Annotated in this window: 20 protein-coding genes, 1 tRNA gene and 1 pseudogene; 21 read left to right on the plus strand and 1 reads right to left on the minus strand. The window is 42.5% G+C overall.

Features of this window, described 5'->3' with window-relative positions; genetic code table 11:
* Positions 1-171 precede the first annotated feature (171 nt).
* From aroE to CD00_RS19000, 5 genes and pseudogenes are all read left to right on the plus strand, one after another.
* Positions 172-1,581, plus strand: coding sequence for a shikimate dehydrogenase (gene aroE, locus CD00_RS20485; protein WP_026654323.1), 1,410 nt, complete (start codon positions 172-174; stop codon positions 1,579-1,581).
* A gap of 42 nt (positions 1,582-1,623) precedes the next feature.
* A pseudogene (locus CD00_RS16815) lies at positions 1,624-2,395 on the plus strand (epoxyqueuosine reductase QueH).
* Positions 2,396-2,597: 202 nt separating this feature from the next.
* Positions 2,598-4,367: an arginine--tRNA ligase gene (gene argS, locus CD00_RS0101720; protein ID WP_026654324.1), complete on the plus strand. Its 1,770-nt coding sequence runs from the start codon at positions 2,598-2,600 to the stop codon at positions 4,365-4,367.
* Between the two features lie 87 nt (positions 4,368-4,454).
* Positions 4,455-5,810 (plus strand): MATE family efflux transporter, encoded by a 1,356-nt coding sequence (locus tag CD00_RS0101725; protein ID WP_034461911.1) that lies wholly within the window; start codon positions 4,455-4,457, stop codon positions 5,808-5,810.
* Positions 5,811-6,919: 1,109 nt separating this feature from the next.
* Positions 6,920-7,717, plus strand: coding sequence for a hypothetical protein (locus CD00_RS19000; RefSeq protein WP_051594043.1), 798 nt, complete (start codon positions 6,920-6,922; stop codon positions 7,715-7,717).
* An 81-nt stretch (positions 7,718-7,798) separates the two neighbouring features.
* Here the strand turns inward: CD00_RS19000 and CD00_RS0101735 are convergent.
* A tRNA-Met gene (locus CD00_RS0101735) sits at positions 7,799-7,872 on the minus strand.
* Between the two features lie 157 nt (positions 7,873-8,029).
* Between CD00_RS0101735 and CD00_RS0101740 the strand changes: the two genes are divergently transcribed.
* The 16 genes from CD00_RS0101740 to rpmE all read left to right on the plus strand — a co-directional run bounded on the left by CD00_RS0101740 (position 8,030) and on the right by rpmE (position 21,787).
* Positions 8,030-9,340 carry an alpha-amylase family glycosyl hydrolase gene (locus tag CD00_RS0101740; protein WP_026654326.1) on the plus strand — a complete coding sequence of 437 codons (1,311 nt, stop codon included), beginning with the start codon at positions 8,030-8,032 and terminating at the stop codon, positions 9,338-9,340.
* A 94-nt stretch (positions 9,341-9,434) separates the two neighbouring features.
* On the plus strand, positions 9,435-10,982 hold the full coding sequence (locus CD00_RS20840; RefSeq protein WP_081811809.1) for an EAL domain-containing protein: 1,548 nt from the start codon (positions 9,435-9,437) through the stop codon (positions 10,980-10,982).
* A 19-nt stretch (positions 10,983-11,001) separates the two neighbouring features.
* Positions 11,002-11,346 (plus strand): EAL domain-containing protein, encoded by a 345-nt coding sequence (locus CD00_RS20845; protein WP_255346788.1) that lies wholly within the window; start codon positions 11,002-11,004, stop codon positions 11,344-11,346.
* Positions 11,327-11,884: a GNAT family N-acetyltransferase gene (locus CD00_RS0101755; RefSeq protein ID WP_026654329.1), complete on the plus strand. Its 558-nt coding sequence runs from the start codon at positions 11,327-11,329 to the stop codon at positions 11,882-11,884. Before CD00_RS20845 ends, CD00_RS0101755 begins: the two co-directional genes overlap by 20 nt.
* Before the next feature lie 175 nt (positions 11,885-12,059).
* Entirely contained in the window at positions 12,060-12,578 is a 519-nt protein-coding gene (locus CD00_RS0101760; protein WP_026654330.1) for a CarD family transcriptional regulator, read from the plus strand.
* Between the two features lie 72 nt (positions 12,579-12,650).
* Complete coding sequence (locus tag CD00_RS0101765) at positions 12,651-13,853, plus strand: alanyl-tRNA editing protein (RefSeq protein ID WP_034461913.1); 1,203 nt, start codon at positions 12,651-12,653, stop codon at positions 13,851-13,853.
* Positions 13,854-13,878: 25 nt separating this feature from the next.
* On the plus strand, positions 13,879-14,595 hold the full coding sequence (locus tag CD00_RS0101770) for an AzlC family ABC transporter permease (RefSeq protein ID WP_026654332.1): 717 nt from the start codon (positions 13,879-13,881) through the stop codon (positions 14,593-14,595).
* The gene (locus CD00_RS0101775) at positions 14,588-14,890 is read left to right on the plus strand and encodes an AzlD domain-containing protein (protein WP_026654333.1); all 303 of its coding nucleotides are present in this window, start codon (positions 14,588-14,590) and stop codon (positions 14,888-14,890) included. Before CD00_RS0101770 ends, CD00_RS0101775 begins: the two co-directional genes overlap by 8 nt.
* Before the next feature lie 54 nt (positions 14,891-14,944).
* On the plus strand, positions 14,945-15,496 hold the full coding sequence (ispF, locus tag CD00_RS0101780; RefSeq protein WP_026654334.1) for a 2-C-methyl-D-erythritol 2,4-cyclodiphosphate synthase: 552 nt from the start codon (positions 14,945-14,947) through the stop codon (positions 15,494-15,496).
* Positions 15,497-15,551: 55 nt separating this feature from the next.
* Positions 15,552-16,973, plus strand: a complete 1,422-nt coding sequence (cysS, locus tag CD00_RS0101785) for a cysteine--tRNA ligase (RefSeq protein ID WP_026654335.1) — start codon at positions 15,552-15,554, stop codon at positions 16,971-16,973.
* On the plus strand, positions 16,958-17,398 hold the full coding sequence (locus tag CD00_RS0101790) for a Mini-ribonuclease 3 (protein WP_026654336.1): 441 nt from the start codon (positions 16,958-16,960) through the stop codon (positions 17,396-17,398). Before cysS ends, CD00_RS0101790 begins: the two co-directional genes overlap by 16 nt.
* A gap of 60 nt (positions 17,399-17,458) precedes the next feature.
* Entirely contained in the window at positions 17,459-18,208 is a 750-nt protein-coding gene (rlmB, locus tag CD00_RS0101795; RefSeq protein ID WP_026654338.1) for a 23S rRNA (guanosine(2251)-2'-O)-methyltransferase RlmB, read from the plus strand.
* 3 nt (positions 18,209-18,211) lie between these two features.
* Positions 18,212-18,838, plus strand: coding sequence for an RNA polymerase sporulation sigma factor SigH (gene sigH, locus CD00_RS0101800; RefSeq protein ID WP_026654339.1), 627 nt, complete (start codon positions 18,212-18,214; stop codon positions 18,836-18,838).
* Between the two features lie 477 nt (positions 18,839-19,315).
* Positions 19,316-20,218, plus strand: coding sequence for a hypothetical protein (locus tag CD00_RS0101805; protein ID WP_026654340.1), 903 nt, complete (start codon positions 19,316-19,318; stop codon positions 20,216-20,218).
* Between the two features lie 332 nt (positions 20,219-20,550).
* Positions 20,551-21,450 (plus strand): zinc ribbon domain-containing protein, encoded by a 900-nt coding sequence (locus CD00_RS0101810; RefSeq protein ID WP_026654341.1) that lies wholly within the window; start codon positions 20,551-20,553, stop codon positions 21,448-21,450.
* A gap of 130 nt (positions 21,451-21,580) precedes the next feature.
* The gene (gene rpmE / locus CD00_RS0101815) at positions 21,581-21,787 is read left to right on the plus strand and encodes a 50S ribosomal protein L31 (protein ID WP_026654342.1); all 207 of its coding nucleotides are present in this window, start codon (positions 21,581-21,583) and stop codon (positions 21,785-21,787) included.
* Positions 21,788-21,794: the final 7 nt, after the last annotated feature.

Raw genomic sequence — 21,794 nt, forward strand, 5'->3', positions numbered from 1 at the left:
GGACGCTGTGATCGCGTCTCTTTTTCTTTATGCTTGAAGCAAAATTTTTTTACATGATAAAAAGCGATTTGCCATGGGCTCAGAGAATTGCTTTATTAGAGAATAGAAGGTACAATTTAGCATAAGACAAAAATGACCGTGAATATAAATGAACAGAAGAGGTGACAGAATATGAATCATACTGATGGAAATACATTGACATGCGGACTGATAGGGAATCCCGTGAGACATACATTGTCTCCTCTTATTCATAATTCAATCGCAGCAATGAAGGGAATTAACCTTGTTTATGTTCCGTTTGAGGTGCCGAAGGGCGGTGTGAAGAACGCTGTCAGGGGTGCAAATGCTCTCGGAATAAAGGGACTTAACGTTACGGTTCCGTATAAGAGTGATGTTATCGACAATCTTGTTGAGGTTGATCCGCTTGCGGAGGGAATCGGTGCGGTTAATACGCTTGTGAGAACGGAAGGTGGATTTAAAGGCTACAACACCGATATGTCGGGGCTTTACCATGCCATGCAGGATGAGGGCATAGTGCTTGACGGGGAATGTGTTGTTATACTCGGCGCCGGCGGAGTTGCAAGGCCTGTTGCATATCTTTGTGCAAGCAAAGGTGCAGAGAAGGTGTACGTTCTTAACAGAACATATGAAAAGGCTGAAGCTGTGGCAAAAGAAGTTAACAGCGCGCTTGATGAGAGCCTTGGTGAAAAAATAATTCCCATGCCGCTTGAAGATTATAAAGAGCTTTTGGAGAAAGAAAAGAGATTCTTTGTTGTCCAGTGCACGTCAGTAGGTCTTTTCCCCGATGTGAACAGTGCGCCGATCGAGGACGCAGAGTTCTATAAGCATGTGTACGCGGCGATAGATGTAGTGTACAAGCCGCTTGAGACTAAGTTTATGAAGATGGTTAAGGATGCCGGTGGAAAGGTCTTTTCCGGACTTAAGATGCTTCTGTATCAGGGAATCGATGCATTTGAGCTGTGGTTTGAGGAAGAGGGCGTTAAGATAAGTAAAGAAGAGGCTGACATCATATATAAGTCGCTTATGATGGAGGTTCTGGGCGCGACCAACATAATCCTTGAGGGCTTTATGGGAAGCGGGAAGAGCACGGTTTCTGAGATTCTTTCCGATAAGCTTGATCTTGAACTGATAGATACCGATGAAGCAATTGAAGAGGCTGAGGGCAGGAAGATTTCCGATATTTTTGAGCAGGACGGCGAGGAAGCTTTCAGGGATATGGAGACCGGACTTGTGGAAATGATGGTTTCGGATCATATGAGAGAAACTGTTATTTCGCTTGGCGGCGGGCTTCCTGTCAGAGAAAAGAACAGGGAGCTTCTTAAGAAGGTTGGCAAGGTCGTGTATTTAAGGACGGCGCCCGAGACTGTGTATGATAGGCTTAAGGGCGACGACACAAGGCCTTTATTAAAGAGCGAAGATCCTCTTGCAAGGATAAAAGAGCTCCAGGATAAGCGTGGAAAGATCTACGAAGAGGCGGCGGATATCATTGTTGATACGGATGGAAAGACACCTGCGGAAGTTGCGGATGAGATTATTTCTGCGATAGGCTTTGCGGATTAAAAGGAATATAATAAAAAGCACTTTTTAGAAAGAAATATAGAAGTGAACAAGGTTAACTATTCTAAGGAACTGGAAAAGAGAATACAGGAGTTTCAGAAAAACGGCGAGGTGCCAAAGCTTCTTTTGCATGCGTGCTGTGCACCCTGTTCTTCGCACTGTCTTGAGTATCTTCGGGAATTCTTTGATGTGACGGTATTTTTTTATAACCCGAATATCACGGAGAGCGAGGAATATTACAAGAGGGTTGCCGAGGAAAAAAGACTGATAGAGGAGTACAACAGGCAGGTTGATGCGCAGGATTTTGCCGGGATGCACTCGGATGAGCGCGCGAGGAAGATAGGTATCATCGAGGGTGAGTATGACGTGAAGGAGTATCTTGATGCCGTGCGCGGGCTTGAGGATGTTCCCGAGGGCGGAGAAAGATGCAGAAAGTGCTTTGAGCTGCGGCTTGGAAAGACTGCTGAGATGGCGGCAAAAGAGGGATTTGAGTATTTTACGACTACGCTTACAATCAGTCCTTTGAAGAATGCGGATGTCTTGAATGAAGTCGGGGTGCAGGCTGCGGAGTATGTAAATGAGAAAATCGTAGCCGGAGAGATGGAGTCTTTGGATTCCGGCGGCGAAACTCGTGGCGACAGAGCAGTTTGGAACGGCGGGAAGGTAGTTTTTTTTGCCATCTGATTTCAAGAAGAAGGAAGGCTATAAGAGGTCTATAGAGTTGTCGCAGAAATTCGGGCTGTACAGGCAGGACTACTGCGGATGCGGGTTTTCAAAGGCGGAAAGAGAAAGGCAGAAGACCGAGGCGGCTGATTGATGGCTTTGGGCCGATCGGAATAAAGCGGCGGAATGAGTGGTTTGTGGCTGATCTTGATAATGTGCGGCATAGCGGCGCGTGGCATTTGACGTTGCCATAGATAGTAGATTTTGATAAAATCGTGTAGTTGGTAATCTAAAGAAATACCGAATCGGTGTTTCTTTTTACGGAAATAAAAAGCTTTTAGAAAGAAGGTTTTGATTTGGATAAAGTATTAGAGATTATTTCAAAGGAAGTCGGAGACGCGTTTGAGAAGGCGGGATATGACAGGGAACTCGGAAGGGTTACCATTTCGAACAGACCCGATCTGTGCGAGTATCAGTGTAACGGTGCCATGGCAGGTGCCAAGAAGTATGGCAAGGCGCCGTTTATGATCGCTGACGATGTTGCTGCAAATCTTGCGGGAAATGAGATGTTTGAAAAGGTTGAGTCTGTTAAACCCGGATTTCTTAATATCATCGTGAGCGGTGATTTTGCAAGAGGTTACATCGTAAAGATGCTTCACGAGAAGCACATGGGCGTCACAATGCCGGGTCATGAGCCTACATATATCATTGATTACGGCGGACCTAACGTTGCGAAGCCTCTTCACGTAGGACACCTTCGTTCTGCCGTTATCGGAGAGAGTATCAAGAGAATCTTGAGATACACAGGAAACAAGATTATCGGTGACGTTCATCTCGGCGACTGGGGGCTTCAGATGGGACTTGTTATCACGGGTCTCAAGGAGAGAAAGCCTGATCTTTGCTACTTTGATCCCGATTATACAGGTTCTTATCCCAAGGAGGCACCTTTTACCGTATCAGAGCTTGAGGAGATCTATCCCGCAGCAAGCAAGAAGTCCAAGGAGGACGAGGCATTTAAGGCTGAGGCTATGGAAGCAACCAAGCTTTTGCAGGACGGATACAAGCCTTACAGAGCTCTTTGGCATCACATTTTGAATGTGTCTGTAGAAGATCTTAAGAAGAACTATAACAAGCTCGGAGTATCTTTTGACCTCTGGAAGGGCGAGTCTGACGCGCATGTAGCAATCCCTGACATGGTTGAGTATATGAAGAGCAAGGGATATGCGCATGAGAGCCAGGGTGCGCTAGTAGTTGACGTTGCAGAGGAGACTGATACAAAAGAGATTCCGCCTTGCATGATTCTTAAGTCTGACGGAGCTTCTTTGTACAACACAACAGATCTTGCGACTATCAGACAGCGTATGGACGAGGTTCATCCTCAGGGAATCATTTATGTTGTTGACAAGAGGCAGGAGCTTTATTTCACACAGGTATTCCGTTGTGCAAGAAAGACAAAGCTCGTTATGCCTGAGACAGAGCTTCATTTTGTAGGTTTCGGAACAATGAACGGCGCTGACGGCAAGCCTTTCAAGACAAGAGAGGGCGGCGTAATGCGTCTTGAGAATCTCATTTCTGAGATCGATGAGAAGATGTTTGCAAGAATCAAGGAAGGTAATCCTGAGATTTCTGACGAGGAGGCAAAAGATACAGCGCACAAGGTTGCCGTATCTGCCATTAAGTACGGAGACCTCTCAAACCAGCCTTCAAAAGATTATATATTTGATATTGATAAATTCACTTCTTTCGAGGGAGATACAGGTCCGTACATCCTTTATACAATGGTACGTATCAAGTCTATCCTCAAGAAGTTCGAGGAAGCAGGCGGAAACGTAAAGGATGCAAAGCTTGGCAATCCCGACAGCGATGCTATGAAGAGCCTCATGCTTCTTCTTACAAGATTTGCCGATTCGGTTGAGAGCGCAGCCAAAGATCTTGCTCCTAACAGAATCTGTGCATATATTTACGACCTCAGCAATGCATTCAACAGTTTCTACCACGGAACAAGAATCCTTGCAGAGACAGATGAGTACAAGAAAGAGAGCTATATCGCTCTTCTTGCGATAACACTTAAGGTTCTTGAGACAGGAATTGATTTATTGGGATTCTCAGCGCCCGAGAGGATGTGAGCGATATATGGAATGAGTAAGCACAGTTTTTCCATGCTTGCATGAAAAATACTGTGGTTATATCGCTGTTTTTTATGGGAAATTGATATGAGTAAACAAATAAATGAGACAAATCATATGTTCAGCAACAGGAAACTCTTTCTGTTGCTGATTCCTATTATAGCTGAACAATTTCTCACTTCCCTTATGGGCATGGCAGATTCCATGATGGTAAGTACCGTCGGGCCTGCGGCTCTTTCGGGAGTGTCGCTTGTTGATGCTGTAAATCTCCTTGTTGTTCAGGCATTCAATGCCATGGCAACAGGCGGAGTTATCATATGCTCAAACTATATAGGTCAGAAAAATCTCAAGAAGGCCAATGACTCTGCAAGACAGGTACTTTTGGTTTCTCTTTCGATTTCTCTTTTTATGACAATTCTGGGACTGATTTTCAGGACAAGCCTTTTAAGCCTTATATTTGGTGAAGTTGATGCTGATGTAATGAGAGCTTCGCAGATTTATTTTCTTTTGACCATAATATCATACCCGTTCGTATCGCTTGCAGCGGCGGCCAGCGCGATTTTCAGGGCGCAGGCAAATACGGGACTTCCCATGAAGATTGCTATTATTTCAAATATGCTTAATGTTGTTGGAAACGCCGTGCTCATCTATGTTTTCAGGATGGGCGTTGCGGGTGCGGCGACATCTACGCTTGTTTCAAGGATGTTTAACGCTGTTGTGCTGCTGGTGCTTCTCAGAAGCAAGAAGAACGAGATATCTGTGAGAGATTATATGAAGATTCGTCCGCATAAGCATAGCATTAAGAAGATTCTTGCTATGGGTGTGCCGAACGGAATCGAGAATTCCATGTTCCAGTTCGGAAGACTTGCGATTCAGTCGTCTGTTTCAACGCTCGGGACAATAACCATTGCGGCGCAGTCTATGACTGTTATTTTGGAGAATGTAAACGGCGTGGCAGGTGTCGGAGTCGGAATCGGCCTTATGACTATTGTTGGGCAGTGCCTTGGCGCAGGCAAGAAGGATGAAGCTGTTTTTTATACCAAGAAGATGATCAAATGGGGATATATAGCGGTGCTTACGAGTTGCCTCATTGCATATGCGATTGCGAGGCCGGTAACAGTGCTCGCAGGAATGCCTTCTGAGAGTGCGAGACAGTGTATCTATATGATGGGCTGGATTACGATCATTAAGCCTCTTTTTTGGGCCCCTTCATTTGTGACTGCTTATGGTATGCGTGCTGCAGGAGATGTTAGATTTTCGATGATCGTATCAACACTTACCATGTGGCTTTGCAGAGTTTCACTTGCAACTTATCTCATTCGCGTTGCACATATCGGCGCTATGGGTGTTTGGATCGGTATGTTCTGTGATTGGGGAATAAGAGCAATCATATTCACGATAAGGTTTGCGAGCAAGAAGTGGATTCATAAAGTGGTGGAGTAAGTTGGGTGCGGACTCGCAGAATGCTGTTGTGAGAAAACACCGGATGCGGATTCGTAGAATACTGTTGTGAGAAAACGTCGGATGCGGATTCGCAGAATGTTGTAATGAGAAAGCGCCGGGTGCGGATTTGCAGAATGCTGTAGTGAGAAAGCATCAGATGTGTAAAATAGCGTGTTGGCGCGGAGCTGTGCACCTGATTTACGCAAAGAAGTGAGGCGGACTTGTGGCAGAGTTTGCTTTGTGATAGAATAATTTCTGCTTTTATGTTGTTATGTATATTATTCGGGCGCCGGTTCCGGCGCCTGTATCTTGAGTTATCCGTTCGGATAAGGATTTTCACTGAGAATTTAGCAGTGTATTTGGGATGTATTTGAGAATGCTTTGCAGATGAGTTTTATTTGGGAACTTTTGTTTGAACAGGGCTAGTGTGATGTCTTGTTGACAATTTGATAAAATACTTGTGAAATAATCCATGTACTGCGTTGTCGTCAATCGTCGATGCCCGCATCGACTTAATCCTCTGCCTTGTACATAAATCATTTCACTTCGCAATTGATCAAAAGTCAGCAAGACATCACACTAGTGTACTGGCACGATGATAATTTGGTAAACTACTTGCGAAATAATTGCATGCAGGACTATGTGCTGAGCATGAAGAAGCATGGATAATTGTGGCTGGCATGGAGGTGATATGACCCTATAGTGTTGTGAGTACAAATAGGACCATGCTATGTGCCGGAAATAAGCACAGAATATCAGGTCTGCAAAGGAGAAATATGACCCTACGGTGTAATGAGAGCAGATAGGACCATGTGTTGTGCTAAAAATGAGCATGTGAAATCAATTTTTTCAAGATAAACTATGGCCCTGTGACTCGGAAAGAGCAGATAGGACCATGTGATGCGTTGAAAATGAGCATATAGAAGTATTTTTTGCAAATAAGACCATGGCCCTATGGAGTGGTAGATAAAGATAGGACCATACGTATGCTTGAAATTGGTATAAATGAGTATTGAAGTAAAGAAATCTATAATCAAAGAACATAAGGGGCGTATTATTCATCGGTAAGAGGGGGAAGCATTATTGTATTGTAAGAAAGGAAAAGAAAAATGGATAAACTGATTCAACTTATGGAACAACGTATAGTTACTCTGCAGAGAGCAATAAAGTTTGCGGAAAAAGATAAAAGAACACTTCCGGAAGGAAGGCTTAGAATAAGTAAATCACGTAAGCAAATGCGATATTTTGAAGTGACGGACGATACTCCTTCAAAGGGAAAATATATATCAATGAATAACATGAAATATGTTAGGAATTTGGCGCAAAAAATGTATAACGAGCTGTTTCTGAAGCGTGCAAAGAAGGAACTGAGCAAAATCGAAGAACTATTAACGTATGCAAGGAAGGGGACCGCTGAATCAATCTTCACAAATCTTTCATCCGAACGCCAAAAACTTGTTACGCCGTACATCATCACTGATGATCTATATGCCATGAAATGGCAGTCACAGAGCTTTCAATCAAATCCATATATGCCTGAAAATAAAAAATATGACACTATAAGAGGTGAAAAAGTAAGATCAAAGTCAGAAGCCATATTGGCGGATATGCTTTATAATCTGGGGATACCATATCATTATGAAAAGCCTTTGGTTATAGGAAGAGGAGTGGTGAGATATCCTGATTTTACAATACTGAATACCAAGAATAGGGAAGAGATATACTTGGAGCATTTGGGGCTTTTGGATGATGAAGAATATAGAAGAGGGTGTCTGAATAAACTTGATGAATACAGGAAAAGCGGTATATTTCCGGGAAAGAACCTTATATTTACATATGAAACGAGTGATAATCCTTTAGATATCAAGGGGATAAAAGGAATGCTCAAAGAGCTCTTTATAGGCTAACGAACAAGTCACTCTTTAAATGTATGACATAAAATATGACATGGAAAAATAAAAAGCCCTTAACCGTAAGGTTAAGGGCAGTAGCGAGAGGGGGATTCGAACCCTCGACACCGCGGGTATGAACCGCGTGCTCTAGCCAACTGAGCTATCTCGCCATCTATTTGTCAGAGCTGTTTGAAACAGCCGACTTAGATAATATACATCGTGGTATGCTTGTTGTCAACACGTATTTTTCAAATTTGAATAAAAAATTGAGACAAATCGGTATATAATATAATTATGATTTCAATATTGTAAACAAGGAGGCTTTTTATGTGGGCATATGAAACTTCTTTTTATCAGATATATCCTTTGGGATTCTGCGGTGCGCCTTATGAAAATGATGGGAAGCTTGAGCACAGGATCCTTAAAGTCATTGAATGGATTCCGCATTTCAAAAAACTTGGCGTGGGAGCGGTTTTGTTTAATCCTGTTTTTGAGTCGGACACTCACGGATACAACACCAGGGACTACAAGAAGATAGATGTAAGACTTGGCACTAACGAGGATTTTGCCAAAGTTTGCGACGCGCTTCATAAAGAAGGCATAAAAGTGATACTGGACGGAGTGTTCAACCACGCGGGAAGAGGCTTTTTTGGCTTTGTTGATGTATGCGAAAAGAAATGGGATTCACAGTATAAAGACTGGTTCAACATTAACTTCGACGGAAACAGCAATTACAACGACGGCCTGTGGTACGAAGGCTGGGAAGGTAACTACGATCTTGTGAAGTTTAATCTTAAGAACCCGCAGGTCACAGACTACCTCCTTGAGAGCATCCGCATGTGGGTAAAAGAGTTTGATATAGATGGACTTAGACTCGATGTTGCTTATTGTCTCGATCAGGACTTCATACGTACTCTCAGAAGAGAGACGACTGCGATGAAGCCGGATTTTTACCTGACGGGTGAAATGATAGGTGGCGATTATAACAGGATCATGGGCGATGACCTTTGTCACAGCGCCACTAACTACGAGTGCTACAAAGGTATGTTTTCTGCGCTTAACAGTATGAATCTTTTTGAGATAGTTCATTCCCTGCTTCGCCAGTTCGGTCCTGAGAACTGGACTTTGTACAGGGGAAGACATCTTTTGTCATTCGTTGATAATCATGATGTCAGCAGGATTGCAAGTATACTCACTCGTCCCGAGCATCTGAAGCTGATTTATACGCTTATGTTCGGAATGCCGGGGATTCCCACGATCTATTACGGAAGCGAATGGGGAGAAAAAGCTGACAAATCAATGGGAGATCCTGCGCTCAGACCATGCTTTGATGAGCCAAAGTGGAACGAACTAACCGATCATATTGCAAAGTTGTGCAAGGCTAAAGCAGAATCACAGGCGCTTAACTACGGAGATTTTTCATCGCTTCTTCTTACTAACAGACAGTGCATTTTCCGGCGTGCATGCGAAGGAGAGCGTGTTCTAACTGTGATAAATGCAGATGAAGCGCCTTTCCATGCTGATTTCAACGCGGGTGCGGGCTGTGGCGTGGACCTTATCACGGATGAAGACATTGATTTTGGCGGAGGTCTTGATATACCGCCGTACACATCCTATCTGATCAAGCTTGAGAAGTGAATTGTGCCATTTTGTGATGGGGAATATCACATTAGTAAAAAATGAACAAGAGTATTTTATATACAACACCCAAAAGAAAGATTATAATTAAAATATGGAAATACGTACACTAATCATTGCAATTTTAGTTCTTGGAATTTTGATGCTTATCTATATGAGAAAGAGCATACTACAGCTTTCCACGACGCGTATGTTCTGTCTTTTCTTAGTGTTGTCTGTTTTAAATATAATTATTGAGATGGTGGAATACGGTGCATTTGTATATCCCGATGCATCGTTCTTGTGGGTGCAGGGGCTTTCCAGAGGCCTGTATCTGATCACACTTCTCGCAGTTATATTTGCACTTTGTCTGTACACATATTCAAGGTTTACAATTAAGAGGGGCATTTCGACAAAATATGCCTGTTTATCGGCAGCACCGGCGGGTATTGGTGTTTTGCTCGTTATAACATCGAAAGCTTTGTTCGGAGGAACTTCAAGTCCGGTACTTTTGACAATATGCTATGTTTTGGGCATGCTTTATTCGGTTTCGGCAATAAGCCTTGGCATAAATTATAACGGACGAGCCAAAAAGGAAGTTTTTGCCGCTATTTTGGTCTCACATTTTCTATGGTGTGCCATGTTCGTTTATCAGATTGTCAGGAAGGGCACGCAGATTTCGTCTGCTGCGATCATTCTTTCTGCAATAATCATCTACATATTTATTGAAAATCCCAAAGATTATTACGAAAAGAGTATTCCGGGTGTCAGGAACAAAGACGCATTCATAGCTATGCTTGCCGAGCGTTTCGCCCAGCCGAGATCATTTTTTATAATGTCGGTTATTTTTATTGAGAAGAATATTCTTTTCACCGACTCAGCGAGAAAAGCGCTTGAAGAGGAGCAGAGGAAGGTTGCAGAGTTTGCACGTTCCGACTATCAGCTGAATGCGTACATGTCGAGCTGGAATACGCTTAGTTTTATAACGAGAAGAGCGGATATTGTTGAGCGTTTCATGTCGGCAATCAATCTGTATAAGGGCATCGGCGCGGGAAGCTACAGGTTTACATTCTCGGTTGTTGAGGCTCCGCGTATTGTAAAAGAGCTTGATAAGGCCATGCAGATTCTTACATATGTGTCCGGAGAATACGCCTATGCACAGTCTTCACCCAACATTGTGATAGATGAAAACATAGTCGATAAGATGGTTTACAGAAACACGATAGAGGATGTTGTAAGACAGGCTGTGAAGGAGAAGAGTTTTGATGTTTATTATCAGCCAATCCTCAGCGTCAAAGAAGGATCTTTTTCCTCTGCGGAAGCTCTTGTAAGGCTTCGCAGACGCGACGGCGAAAAATATATCTCACCCGAAGATTTTATCCCGATTGCTGAGAGGTGCGGGCTTGTTCAGGAAATTGACGATCTTGTATTTGAAAAAGTCTGCTCTTTTATTGCAAAAGAAAATCTTTCTAGCTACGGGATTAAGACAATCGAGGTTAATATGTCGGGAAATGAGGCGGTTGATGCGCATACACATGAGAGACTTTTCAGAAAGATGGAAAAATACCACATTCCGCCTAACTACATCAATTTTGAGATTACAGATACGGCCCATATAACAGGCGATGCGACGTTTAAAGAGAATTTCAAAAAAAATGCGTGAGCAGGGATTTACTTTCTCCATGGATGATTTCGGTGCGGGAGATTCCGATCTTCTGGAACTTCTTAAGCTTGACTATGTGCTTATTAAGATGGACAAGGAGTTTATATGGAACTGCTTTGATTCTGAGAATCCCGAGAAGCTCAACGTGCTTAAACATACGATAGAGTTTATGAAGAAAAACGGACTTCATGTGCTTGCGGAGGGTGTTGAGACCCTGGAACAGGCAAGAATTCTTATCGATAACGGTGTAGAATATCTTCAGGGCTTTTATTATTCGAGACCCGTTCCTGAAAACGACTATATAGAATTTTTGAATTCACAAAAAGGACTGGTTCATAAAGTGGATGGTACTGCAGACAGATAGGTTGTTATTAAGAAAATGGGAAAGTAGCGACGCGGCGGATTTATATAAATATGCCAGTGACGAAAGGGTGGGACCTCCGGCCGGATGGCCGCCCCATAAGGATGAAGCATACAGCAGGGCGATAATTAGGACTGTTTTTGCAAGGGAAGAGGTGTATGCTATCTGCATTAAAGAGCGTGGGAGAGAAGTTATCGGTAGCATAGGGCTTACGCTGGACGGAAGCCCCGAGCGCCCCATTGGAACAAACGAGGCTGAACTTGGCTACTGGATAGGCTACCCTTTCTGGGATAAAGGAATCGCAACGGAAGCGTCAATGGAGCTACTTAGACATGGCTTTGAGGATCTGAATCTTAGCCGTGTTTTTTGTGCGTATTTTGAGGGGAATGAGCGGTCAAAAAAGGTGCAGGATAAGTGCGGGTTCAAACTTCATCATATCAACCACATGACCAGAGTGGTACTTCTTGACGAGATGAGAGTGGAGTACGTGAATGTACTGACTTCTGAGGAGTGGAGTAGAAAATTTGGTTCGAATCTATAAAAATTTTGTAAAGTTTTTTGAACGATATACTATTACAAAAAATATTTTATTGTGATATACTTATTAAGGCTCGCGGATTCCGGACGTGGAATCATATATTTTTTTCTTGTTTGCTGAAAGCGCTTACATGAAAGATGTGTTGGCTTTTTTTGAGAATTATTGAAGGAGGATCGGAATGTTGAATGTAGGTGAATGCGTAATTTACGGTAGCCATGGATTGTGCAAGGTTCGGGATATTCTCGTTCCGGCATTTCTTGAGAAGGGAAAAGAAAAGCAATATTACATGATGGTTTCCGCTGTAGACGCAGGCAGTGTTATCTATGTTCCTGTCGAAGGAGCTGAGGATAAGGTTCGCGATGTTATGAGTGCGGACGATGCCGAAGAGCTTATTTGTGACATTGAAGAAGTGGATGAACTCGAACTTCCCGATGGAAAGAAGGCTGAACCTGAGATCGCCGGCATTATAAAGAGAAATCTTGCCGATGAGATGATGAGCCTTGTGAAATCGCTTCATAAGATCAAGGCAACACGCGAAGCTGAAGGCAAGAAATTTGCTTCGCTCAACGAGAAATACTTGAATATGGCTGAGAAACTTCTTTACACCGAGATGGCATTCTCGCTTAAGACCGAGAAAGACGCCATTAAGGAAAGGGTAAAAGAGGTGTTATCGAGTTTGTATTTAGAGACTGTTTGATGCAGTCTCTATCTTTTTATATAGAGGCTAAAAAGTTGCAAAGCAACTCTTTATTCTGCTAAAATACAACCTATGGGTAAAACAGTTGAACTTTATTATGAAAGTGCATATATAACCGAGTTTGACGCAAGCGTTCTATATTGCAGCGGGCGTGAAGACGGTAAGTTTGAAGCTGTTCTTGATAAGACGGCTTTTTTTCCTGAACAGGGAGGCCAGACTCCCGATGTTGGAAAGCTTGAGGCCGCTGACGGAACGGAATTTGAAGTCCTTTACACAGGAATCAGGAAGACGGATTTGGACGAAGATGAGATCTATCATGTGCTTGATAAGAGCATTGAAGCGGGAGCAAGTGTTCATGGCAGGATTGACTGGGAACACAGATTCAGCAATATGCAGCAGCACACGGGTGAACATATCTTTTCCGGCATAGTTAATTCAAAGTATGGCTATGACAATGTTGGTTTTCATCTGAGCGATACCGAAGTTACCATGGATTATAACGGCGTTCTGAGCGCCGAAGACATAAAAGAAATCGAGAAATGCGTAAATGAAGCTATCTGGAAGAATATAAGCGTTGTCGCAAGTTTTCCTTCGGAAGATGAGCTTAAAGACATTCCGTATCGCAGTAAAAAAGAGCTTACGGGTGCGATCCGCATTGTGAATATTGAAGGTTACGATTCCTGCGCATGTTGTGCGCCTCACGTTGAGAGAACCGGTGAGATAGGGCTTTTGAAGGTTGTGGGAGTGCGAGGTTACAAGGGCGGAGTCAGGGTTAATATTTTATGCGGTAAAAGAGCTCTTGAGTTCCTTTCGACTGAACATGATATTTTGTCGGATCTTGCGGCTGACTTTACTACTTCTTTTGACAATGTACCTTCATCCGTTGCGCGGTTAAAAGATGAAAATGCAGCTCTTAAAGCAAATCTTTATGCGGACAGGGAAAAGCTTCTTGAGTATGAACTGGCTGAGATAGACAAGGGGCTTAAGAATGTATTTCTTTTTAAGGGCGCAGATGCGGATGCGAACCTAATGAGAAAAACTGTCAATCTGCTTGCGGCAGATCACGAGGGATTCTGCGGAGTGTTTGCGGGGAATCCCGAAGCAGGATACAGATATATAGTGGCTTCCGGAAAGGCTGAAGGCGATGCACGCACTGTTTCCGCACTTCTTAGAGAGAAGTTTGGAGCAAAAGGCGGCGGAAGCGAAAAGATGGTTCAGGGCAGCATATCGGGCGTAAACAGCGAAGAATTGGCGGATTGCTGCAATAATCTATGATATTTGAGGGTGAAAAAAGTTTGGTATGAATGTTGGCAAATTCAGTGATTTCAGAGACGGAGTCAGGGATGCGGTTCCTATTTTTCTGGGATATATAGCAGTTTCTTTTGCATTCGGAATAGAGAGTTCGAAGATCGGAATGACTGTATTTCAATCGGCGATGACATCTCTTCTTAATGTCACAAGCGCAGGACAGTTTTCGGCGCTTGAAATAATCGAAAAAAACGGAAGTTTTCTTGAACTTGCCGTATTACAGTTTATAATCAATTTAAGATATATGCTTATGTCGGCGGCTCTGTCACAGAGACTTGACCCAAAGACAAGCACGTTGCACAGACTTGGGATTTCTTACGGCGTTACTGATGAGATCTTCGGAGTCAGCGTACTTAAGAAAGGCGGTCTTTATCCCATGTATTCATACGGACTTATAACGCTTTCCGTATCGGGCTGGGTGCTTGGAACCGTTCTCGGCGCTATTGCGGGACAGATCATGCCGCAGAGACTTATAAGTTGTTTGGGGCTTGCCATTTATGGTATGTTTATTGCAATAATCATTCCCGATACGAGAGAAGATAAAAATGTGCGCGCGGTAGTCGTTGCTGCGATGATATTTAGCACGATCTTTGCGTTTGCGCCGTTTCTTAACTGTATATCTTCGGGATTTAGAATTATAATAATTACAGTGCTTGTAGCTGCCTGTGCAGCGGTGATCGCACCTGTCAGGGAGGAAAAAGATGAATAACGTTTATGCATACATTCTTCTTATGGCAGTTGTGACCTATGCGATTAGGGCGCTGCCGCTTACTCTTATCAGAAAAGAGATAAAGAGTACATTTATAAGATCGTTTCTTTATTATGTGCCATATGCAACCTTGGCGGCGATGACTTTTCCGGCTATTTTGAATGCGACCGACAATCAGATTTCGGCGCTTGCAGGTTTTGGCGTGGCACTGATACTTGCTTTTAACAAAAAGAGCCTTTTGACAGTTGCGGGACTTGCCTGCGCGACGGCTTTTATAGTAGAACTTTTTATATGATTTATGCGATCGCCTCTGTGCGATTGGTTGTTTTTTTAGAATCGGAGGATTAAGATGCACATAGGAATGGGATATGATGTACACCGCCTGGTTTCTGACAGGGACCTTATTATAGGTGGCGTAAAGATTCCGTATGAAAAAGGTCTTTTGGGACATTCTGATGCAGATGTACTGCTTCATGCGATAATGGATGCGCTTTTGGGCGCTGCGGCTCTTGGGGATATCGGTAAGCACTTTCCCGATACTGATCCCAAGTACAAGGGAGCTGATTCTCTTGCACTTATGAGAGAAGTTGGAAAAATGCTTGTTGAAAACCGCTTTCTTATCGAGAATATTGATGCTACGATAATTGCTCAGGCTCCAAAGATGAGGCCTTATATCGACGAGATGAGGCAGAATATCGCGGATGCGCTTGAGATTGAGATAAGCCAGGTAAATGTAAAGGCAACGACAGAGGAAGGCCTCGGATTTACGGGAAGCGGAGAGGGAATATCTTCGCAGGCGATATGTCTTTTGACCAGTCCTATTGAACTGCACTCGACCAATGTTACATTTAATACGGGAGAAGAGCCAAAAAGCTGTTGCGGCGGTTGTAGTGAGAAATAAAAAAGACAAAATGTTGCGCTAAATAATACTTTTTTCCCAAGGAGATACTAAACAGATGGCAAATTTTAAGTTTTACAATACACTTACAAGAACAATTCAGGATTTTGTGCCCAGAGAAGACGGAAAGGTGACCATGTATACTTGCGGACCTACCGTCTATCACTACGCACATATCGGTAACATCCGCACATACATCATGCAGGACGTGCTTATCAAGGCGCTTATGTACGCAGGATATGATGTTAAGCGCGTTATGAACATCACTGATGTCGGACACCTTTCATCGGACGCTGATACAGGCGAAGATAAGATGCTCGCAGGGGCAAAAAGAGAGCACAAGAGCGTTATGGAGATTGCAAAGTACTATACTGATGCTTTCTTTACGGATTTTGACGCTGTCGGAAACAAGCGACCCGATATTGTTGAGCCTGCCACAAACTGCATACCTGAGTTTATCCATATGGTAGAGGTTCTTCTTGAGAAGGGCTATGCGTATGTTGCCGGCGGAAATGTATATTTTGATACAAGTAAGCTCGATGATTACTATGTTTTTTCATCAGATATCGAGAAAGAACAGCTTCAGGTCGGCGTTCGTGACGATGTTGAAGAGGATACAAATAAAAAGAACAAGACAGACTTTGTTCTTTGGTTTACAAAGTCAAAGTTTGAGGAGCAGGCGCTTAAGTGGGACAGCCCTTGGGGCGTTGGATATCCCGGATGGCATATTGAGTGCTCATGCATTTCAATGAAGCATCTCGGTGAATATATCGATATCCACTGCGGCGGTGTTGACAATATTTTCCCTCATCATACAAATGAGATCGCGCAGTCTGAGAGTTATCTCGGCCACGAGTGGTGCAAATACTGGTTCCACAGCAATCACTTAAATGACAAGTCGGGAAAGATGTCAAAGTCTAAGGGCGCGATCCTTACGGTTTCACTTCTTAAGGAAAAGGGATACGATCCGCTTGTTTACAGATTTTTCTGCTTGCAGTCACACTATCGCAAGCCTCTTGAGTTCTCTTTTGAGGCACTTGATAATGTGACCGGCGCATTTAATAAACTTATAAAGAAAATCGCAGAGCTCAAGGAAGAGGGCAGTGTTGATGAGGCTGTTGTAAAAGAATTCGAGGGCAAGTTCAGGGATGCAATCTCGGACGACCTCAACACATCAATGGCAATCACACTTCTTTACGATGTGCTCAAGGCTGACGCAAACGGCGCTACAAAGCTTGCACTTGTAAAGAGCTTTGATAAGGTTCTTTCACTTGACCTTATCGGACATGCGGCTGCTTCAAAGGAAGAAAAGGCAGTGGATCCCGAGCTTGAGGCATATGTTCTTGACGCGATCGAGAGAAGAGCGGCAGCTAAGAAGGCAAAGGATTTCGCAACAGCTGATGCAATCCGCGACGAGCTTCTTAAAAAGGGAGTTGAGATCAAGGATACTCGTGAGGGAGTTAAATGGCAGCTCATTTGAATAAATATCTAAATGATAAATTCGGCATTGAGGGGAAGGACATTAGGACTTATTCCCCTCTTACGCTTGCTTATATAGGCGATGCGATCTTTGATGTTGTGGTAAGGTCGATACTTGTAAATAAGGGCAACACTGCAGTCAATAAACTCCATAAAAGAGCGAGTGATATTGTAAAAGCGGGCACACAGTCTGCTTTTATAAAGGCTCTTATGGACGATCTGACTGAAGAAGAGGCTGACATTTACAGAAGAGGCCGCAATTCGAAGCCACACACCAAGGCAAAGAACGCCACGACAATGGACTACCTCGATGCAACAGGATTTGAGGCTGTTGTCGGATATCTTTATCTTACAGATAATATGGACAGGATATGCGAGCTTGTGCAGCTTGGAATAGAGAGGCTTGGGCTGGATATTCTTGAGTGAGAAGCGATTTATAAAGAGCATTGTCGGTGAAAAAGAATTGATATATTTTGAGGAATTATGATGGAAGAGAATTTTGAAAGCAGAATAATAGAGGGTAGAAATGCGGTTCTTGAGGCGTTTCGTGCAGGAAAGACGATAGACAGGCTCTTTGTCCTGGACGGATGCAAGGACGGCCCCGTTCAGACAATAATGCGTGAAGCAAAGAAGCACAAGGACACGGTTGTGAGCTTTGTGAAAAAAGAGAGACTCGATCAGCTCTCGGAGACAGGAAAGCATCAGGGAGTCATTGCTTATGCGGCTTCTTACGAATATGCGGAAGTTGAAGACATTCTCGCAAAGGCTGCTGCAAAGAACGAAGATCCTTTTGTGATAATTCTTGACGGTATCGAGGATCCGCACAATCTTGGCGCGATCATCAGAACAGCAAATCTTGCGGGAGCGCACGGCGTTATTATTCCAAAGCACAGAGCTGTGGGACTTACGGCGACTGTTGCAAAGGCTTCTGCAGGTGCACTTAACTATACACCTGTTGCCAAAGTTACAAATATAGTAAAGACCATTGAGGAGCTTAAGGATAAAGGGCTTTGGTTTGCCTGTGCGGATATGGGCGGAACCGAGATGTACAAGCTCAATCTAAAAGGACCTATCGGAATTGTTATAGGAAACGAGGGAAGCGGTGTTTCAAGACTTGTTAAAGAAAACTGCGACATGATAGCATCTATTCCCATGAAGGGCGACATCGATTCGCTTAATGCTTCGGTGGCTGCCGGCGTACTTGCATTTGAAGTTGTAAGACAGAGGCTTGGTTAACCTATGAAAACAAATTATGACGGACAAAGCGATGAACAGCTTATAGTGAAGTTCCATGATGCGGGAGATAAAGAATCCGGCATCATGGATTTTATTATGGACAAATATAAGAATCTTGTCCGCAAAAAAGCTGCATCTATGTTTATTCTCGGCGCTGACAGGGATGACCTCATCCAGGAAGGGATGATAGGTCTTTTTAAAGCAATACGGGACTATGACATAGGAAGAGATGCAAGCTTTGCCACGTTTGCCGACCTGTGCATCTCAAGGCAGATGTATTCGGCAATCAAGGCATCTGCGCGCAAAAAACATGCGCCTTTAAACAGTTATATTTCTTTATATGCCGAGAACAGCGACAGCGCCACCGACAGTGAAGTGGCTCTTGAAGATGTTCTCGAATCTGATTCAAGTTCCATTCCCGAGGAGCAGATCATAGAGCGCGAAAACCTAGAAGCTCTTGAGAACGCCATCGAGCGCGACCTCAGCGACCTCGAGCGCCAGGTCCTCGATCTGTATATCACGGGAATGTCAATAAAAGAAGTATCCGCCGTTCTTGGCAGAGATGAGAAATCCACGGATAATGCGATGCAGAGGATAAAGACTAAGCTTAGGAAGTATTTGAAGAAATAGGCGGAGGTAAGGAGAAAGCAGGAGAATGAATTGGGGAGTAGGAGAAAGAAGATTTGGCTGCTTTCTTTTTGAGAGCTGAAGAAATGCTGACTGCAATCGGTGTTTCCATAAATAAATAATCCGGATGTTTTGACGAGAGTGCATTAAACAATAATGTCATAAATGCGAAAAATGCATATTATCTAATGTTTTTTGGTGGTCAATATGCATTGTGAACTAAAAAAGAAAGTGCTTAAAGAATGGTTTTATATATTCTTTGAGCACTTTTTGCTAAAAATATTCAATATTATATAAAAAGTATATACAATTCGATAGCAAATGTTTTATAATTCGATATAGTTCAGAAAAACAGAAATATATTAACAATTTAAAGAGTGTTCTATAAAAGCAGAGAGGAGGGATAAAAGCTGTTTTTTCTATACATGGTATATTGCTTTTTCTGAATAAAAAACAAAGACAGGATGGGTTATAAGGCGTATGAAAAAAGGAAATGTTGGTTTTATAAAACTTGTTGGTGCAATATTTGCAGCATCTTTGTTGCTTTCGGTTAATGTACATGCCGAGGAGCTGGAAGATTTGGTTAATTCAGAAGACATTTCGACAGCTTCAGAAGAGATTAGTACTCTTGATAATAAGGTTGATGATTTGAGCGAAAAGTGCTCGGATTCAGGAGTTACAGAGGAAATTTCATCTATAGCTGATGGAATTGATAATCTTGACGATTTGTTTTCTGCTATTGCAAATGATTTTACTAAGCTTCGTTCAAAAGTTAATCAGCATAAAAAAGATATTATAAGTGGATTGAACTCTAAAATATATGTACAGGATAATATATCTGAAAATGCATCCTATGAAGATATCATTGCTAAAATCAATGATATAGATTATAAAGGGACTCTGAACATTACATTAGATGGCGACGGCACATATACACTTGAGAGAGGTTATTATGATGGCGGAACTATTGATGTTTCTGCTATTGTTGAAGCTGCACGCCAGGAAGGATTTAAGGCTGGAAAAGAAGAAGGTTATAATGAGGGGCTTAAAGATGGAAAAGCTGATGGTGATAAAGCTGGATATTCCAGAGGATTGGCAGATGGTCATAAACAAGGTGTTGAAGTTGGTAAACAGCAAGCTATTAATGAAAATAGCCAGGCTTGGATTGACCAGGGATACAATTATGGTATAAATGCAACAAAGTCATATTCTACCAATTTGGTTACAATTGTGCGCGGATGGACACCGCATGGTGGTATGCAAAATTGTCATTTAGATACTGTACCTATAACAGTAACGATTTCGGGAAATAGTGTACATGTTGCTAGTGTTGATCGTAATCCTAATGACGGCTGGTTTGTTGATTTTACATTACAACCATAATATTCCAATAATAGTATTTTAAAATGTATAGTGTTGATTTATAAGTTTTGCAAAGTGTTTTGCTAGAATAATGGTGCCCTATGAAGGTGGAATAAAACTGCTTTCATAGGGCTTATTGATTGCATTTTTAGTGCTGATTTTTATAGAAATATGAAAAAATTACAGATATTGATTTTAAAAAAAAAAAGTTTTTATCTGTGAGCGGTTATGCAGTATGAAGTTTATTCATAAAAATGTTTTGAATATGTAAAGGAATTTACTTTTTTATTCACATCTACTGTGCTATAATCAACGCAACAAAGGTATAACAAATATAGTAGGAGAGTGCAATAATGGTATGTGAAACATGCGGGTGCAATAATGAAGATGCATCTTTATATTGTGCAAATTGCGGTGCGCCTTTAAAGACAGATTCGTATGGAACGACTGTAGAAAATAAATATAATACGCAGAACAGCTTTTATGTACAGGAAAGTTTTGACAGTAATAAAACGGAAGAGCTTAGCAGTGCCTATCCCCAGAACGGCAGTGATGGTCAGGGGAGAACAAATCCTCAGAATAATGCATATTCTCAGAATAGCATGAATGGGCAGAATGTAATGAACGGACAGGGAGGAGTGTATTCTCAGAATGCTGCATTTCCGCAGAACAATATGTATTCGCGGAACGGTACATATCCTCAAAACGGCCAATATCCTCAGAATGGCTCATATCCCCAAAACAACATGTATCCAAACAATGGAGGATATCTGCAGAACGGATACGGCGTTCAGGGAAATTACTATGCGCAGAATGGTGTGGATGACCTTGATTCGCTTCTGGGAGCGAACAACGTTCCTTCAAACAGGATGAAGCCGTCTGATTATTTGAAGCTTCCTGCCATGGCGGGGGATAAAAAGAAAATGACCGGCGCGGCAATTTCAATATATGTATTGATCGCCGTTTCTGCCGTGATTAGTTTTTCTCAAGGAAATTACTGGGGAATACTGGATTATATCCTTCTTATTATTCTGGCGGTTGTCATTCAGCTTAGGGGAAGTTTTGTTGCGGGATGTGTACTTCTGGGATATGGTATTCTAAATACTATAATATATATTATTGAGATGGGATTTCCGGCCGGATTTGGATATATTATAGCCGGAATATTTGCGGTTATTGCTACAAATAAATTTCGTAAATCGTACAAAGAATACGTGAAAACAGGCTATATCCCCAATAACACGGTTTTGTAAGGTTGAATTTTTTTAAAGAAAAAAAGCTTGCATAAAAAAACTGTCTATGTTATATTTATATAGCTGTTGTAAACGGCGATTAATTTTGTGATATGAGAAGATTCTTTGTATATAGAGAGGTGAGAAAGAGATGAGACAGGACATTCAGCCAGAATTCCATCAGGCCACTGTTACTTGCAACTGCGGTAACACATTTACAGTTGGATCAACTAAGAGCGACATTCACGTTGAAATCTGCTCAAAGTGCCATCCATTCTACACAGGCCAGCAGAAGGCTACAGCTGCTCGTGGACGTATTGATAAGTTCAATAAGAAATACGGCATGGACAATAAGTAATTTGCAG

The organism is Butyrivibrio sp. AE3003 (assembly GCF_000686065.1).
Classification (GTDB): Bacteria; Bacillota; Clostridia; order Lachnospirales; family Lachnospiraceae; genus Butyrivibrio; species Butyrivibrio hungatei_A.

Excerpts from the sequence above, each read along its gene's own strand:
- aroE (WP_026654323.1), top strand. The coding sequence starts at position 172 with ATGAATCATACTGATGGAAATACATTGACATGCGGACTGATAGGGAAT.
- CD00_RS0101725 (WP_034461911.1), top strand. The coding sequence starts at position 4,455 with ATGAGTAAACAAATAAATGAGACAAATCATATGTTCAGCAACAGGAAA.
- CD00_RS19000 (WP_051594043.1), top strand. The coding sequence starts at position 6,920 with ATGGATAAACTGATTCAACTTATGGAACAACGTATAGTTACTCTGCAG.
- CD00_RS0101740 (WP_026654326.1), top strand. The coding sequence starts at position 8,030 with ATGTGGGCATATGAAACTTCTTTTTATCAGATATATCCTTTGGGATTC.
- CD00_RS20840 (WP_081811809.1), top strand. The coding sequence starts at position 9,435 with ATGGAAATACGTACACTAATCATTGCAATTTTAGTTCTTGGAATTTTG.
- CD00_RS20845 (WP_255346788.1), top strand. The coding sequence starts at position 11,002 with ATGGATGATTTCGGTGCGGGAGATTCCGATCTTCTGGAACTTCTTAAG.
- CD00_RS0101755 (WP_026654329.1), top strand. The coding sequence starts at position 11,327 with ATGGTACTGCAGACAGATAGGTTGTTATTAAGAAAATGGGAAAGTAGC.
- CD00_RS0101760 (WP_026654330.1), top strand. The coding sequence starts at position 12,060 with ATGTTGAATGTAGGTGAATGCGTAATTTACGGTAGCCATGGATTGTGC.
- CD00_RS0101765 (WP_034461913.1), top strand. The coding sequence starts at position 12,651 with ATGGGTAAAACAGTTGAACTTTATTATGAAAGTGCATATATAACCGAG.
- CD00_RS0101770 (WP_026654332.1), top strand. The coding sequence starts at position 13,879 with ATGAATGTTGGCAAATTCAGTGATTTCAGAGACGGAGTCAGGGATGCG.
- CD00_RS0101775 (WP_026654333.1), top strand. The coding sequence starts at position 14,588 with ATGAATAACGTTTATGCATACATTCTTCTTATGGCAGTTGTGACCTAT.
- ispF (WP_026654334.1), top strand. The coding sequence starts at position 14,945 with ATGCACATAGGAATGGGATATGATGTACACCGCCTGGTTTCTGACAGG.
- cysS (WP_026654335.1), top strand. The coding sequence starts at position 15,552 with ATGGCAAATTTTAAGTTTTACAATACACTTACAAGAACAATTCAGGAT.
- CD00_RS0101790 (WP_026654336.1), top strand. The coding sequence starts at position 16,958 with ATGGCAGCTCATTTGAATAAATATCTAAATGATAAATTCGGCATTGAG.
- rlmB (WP_026654338.1), top strand. The coding sequence starts at position 17,459 with ATGGAAGAGAATTTTGAAAGCAGAATAATAGAGGGTAGAAATGCGGTT.
- sigH (WP_026654339.1), top strand. The coding sequence starts at position 18,212 with ATGAAAACAAATTATGACGGACAAAGCGATGAACAGCTTATAGTGAAG.
- CD00_RS0101805 (WP_026654340.1), top strand. The coding sequence starts at position 19,316 with ATGAAAAAAGGAAATGTTGGTTTTATAAAACTTGTTGGTGCAATATTT.
- CD00_RS0101810 (WP_026654341.1), top strand. The coding sequence starts at position 20,551 with ATGGTATGTGAAACATGCGGGTGCAATAATGAAGATGCATCTTTATAT.
- rpmE (WP_026654342.1), top strand. The coding sequence starts at position 21,581 with ATGAGACAGGACATTCAGCCAGAATTCCATCAGGCCACTGTTACTTGC.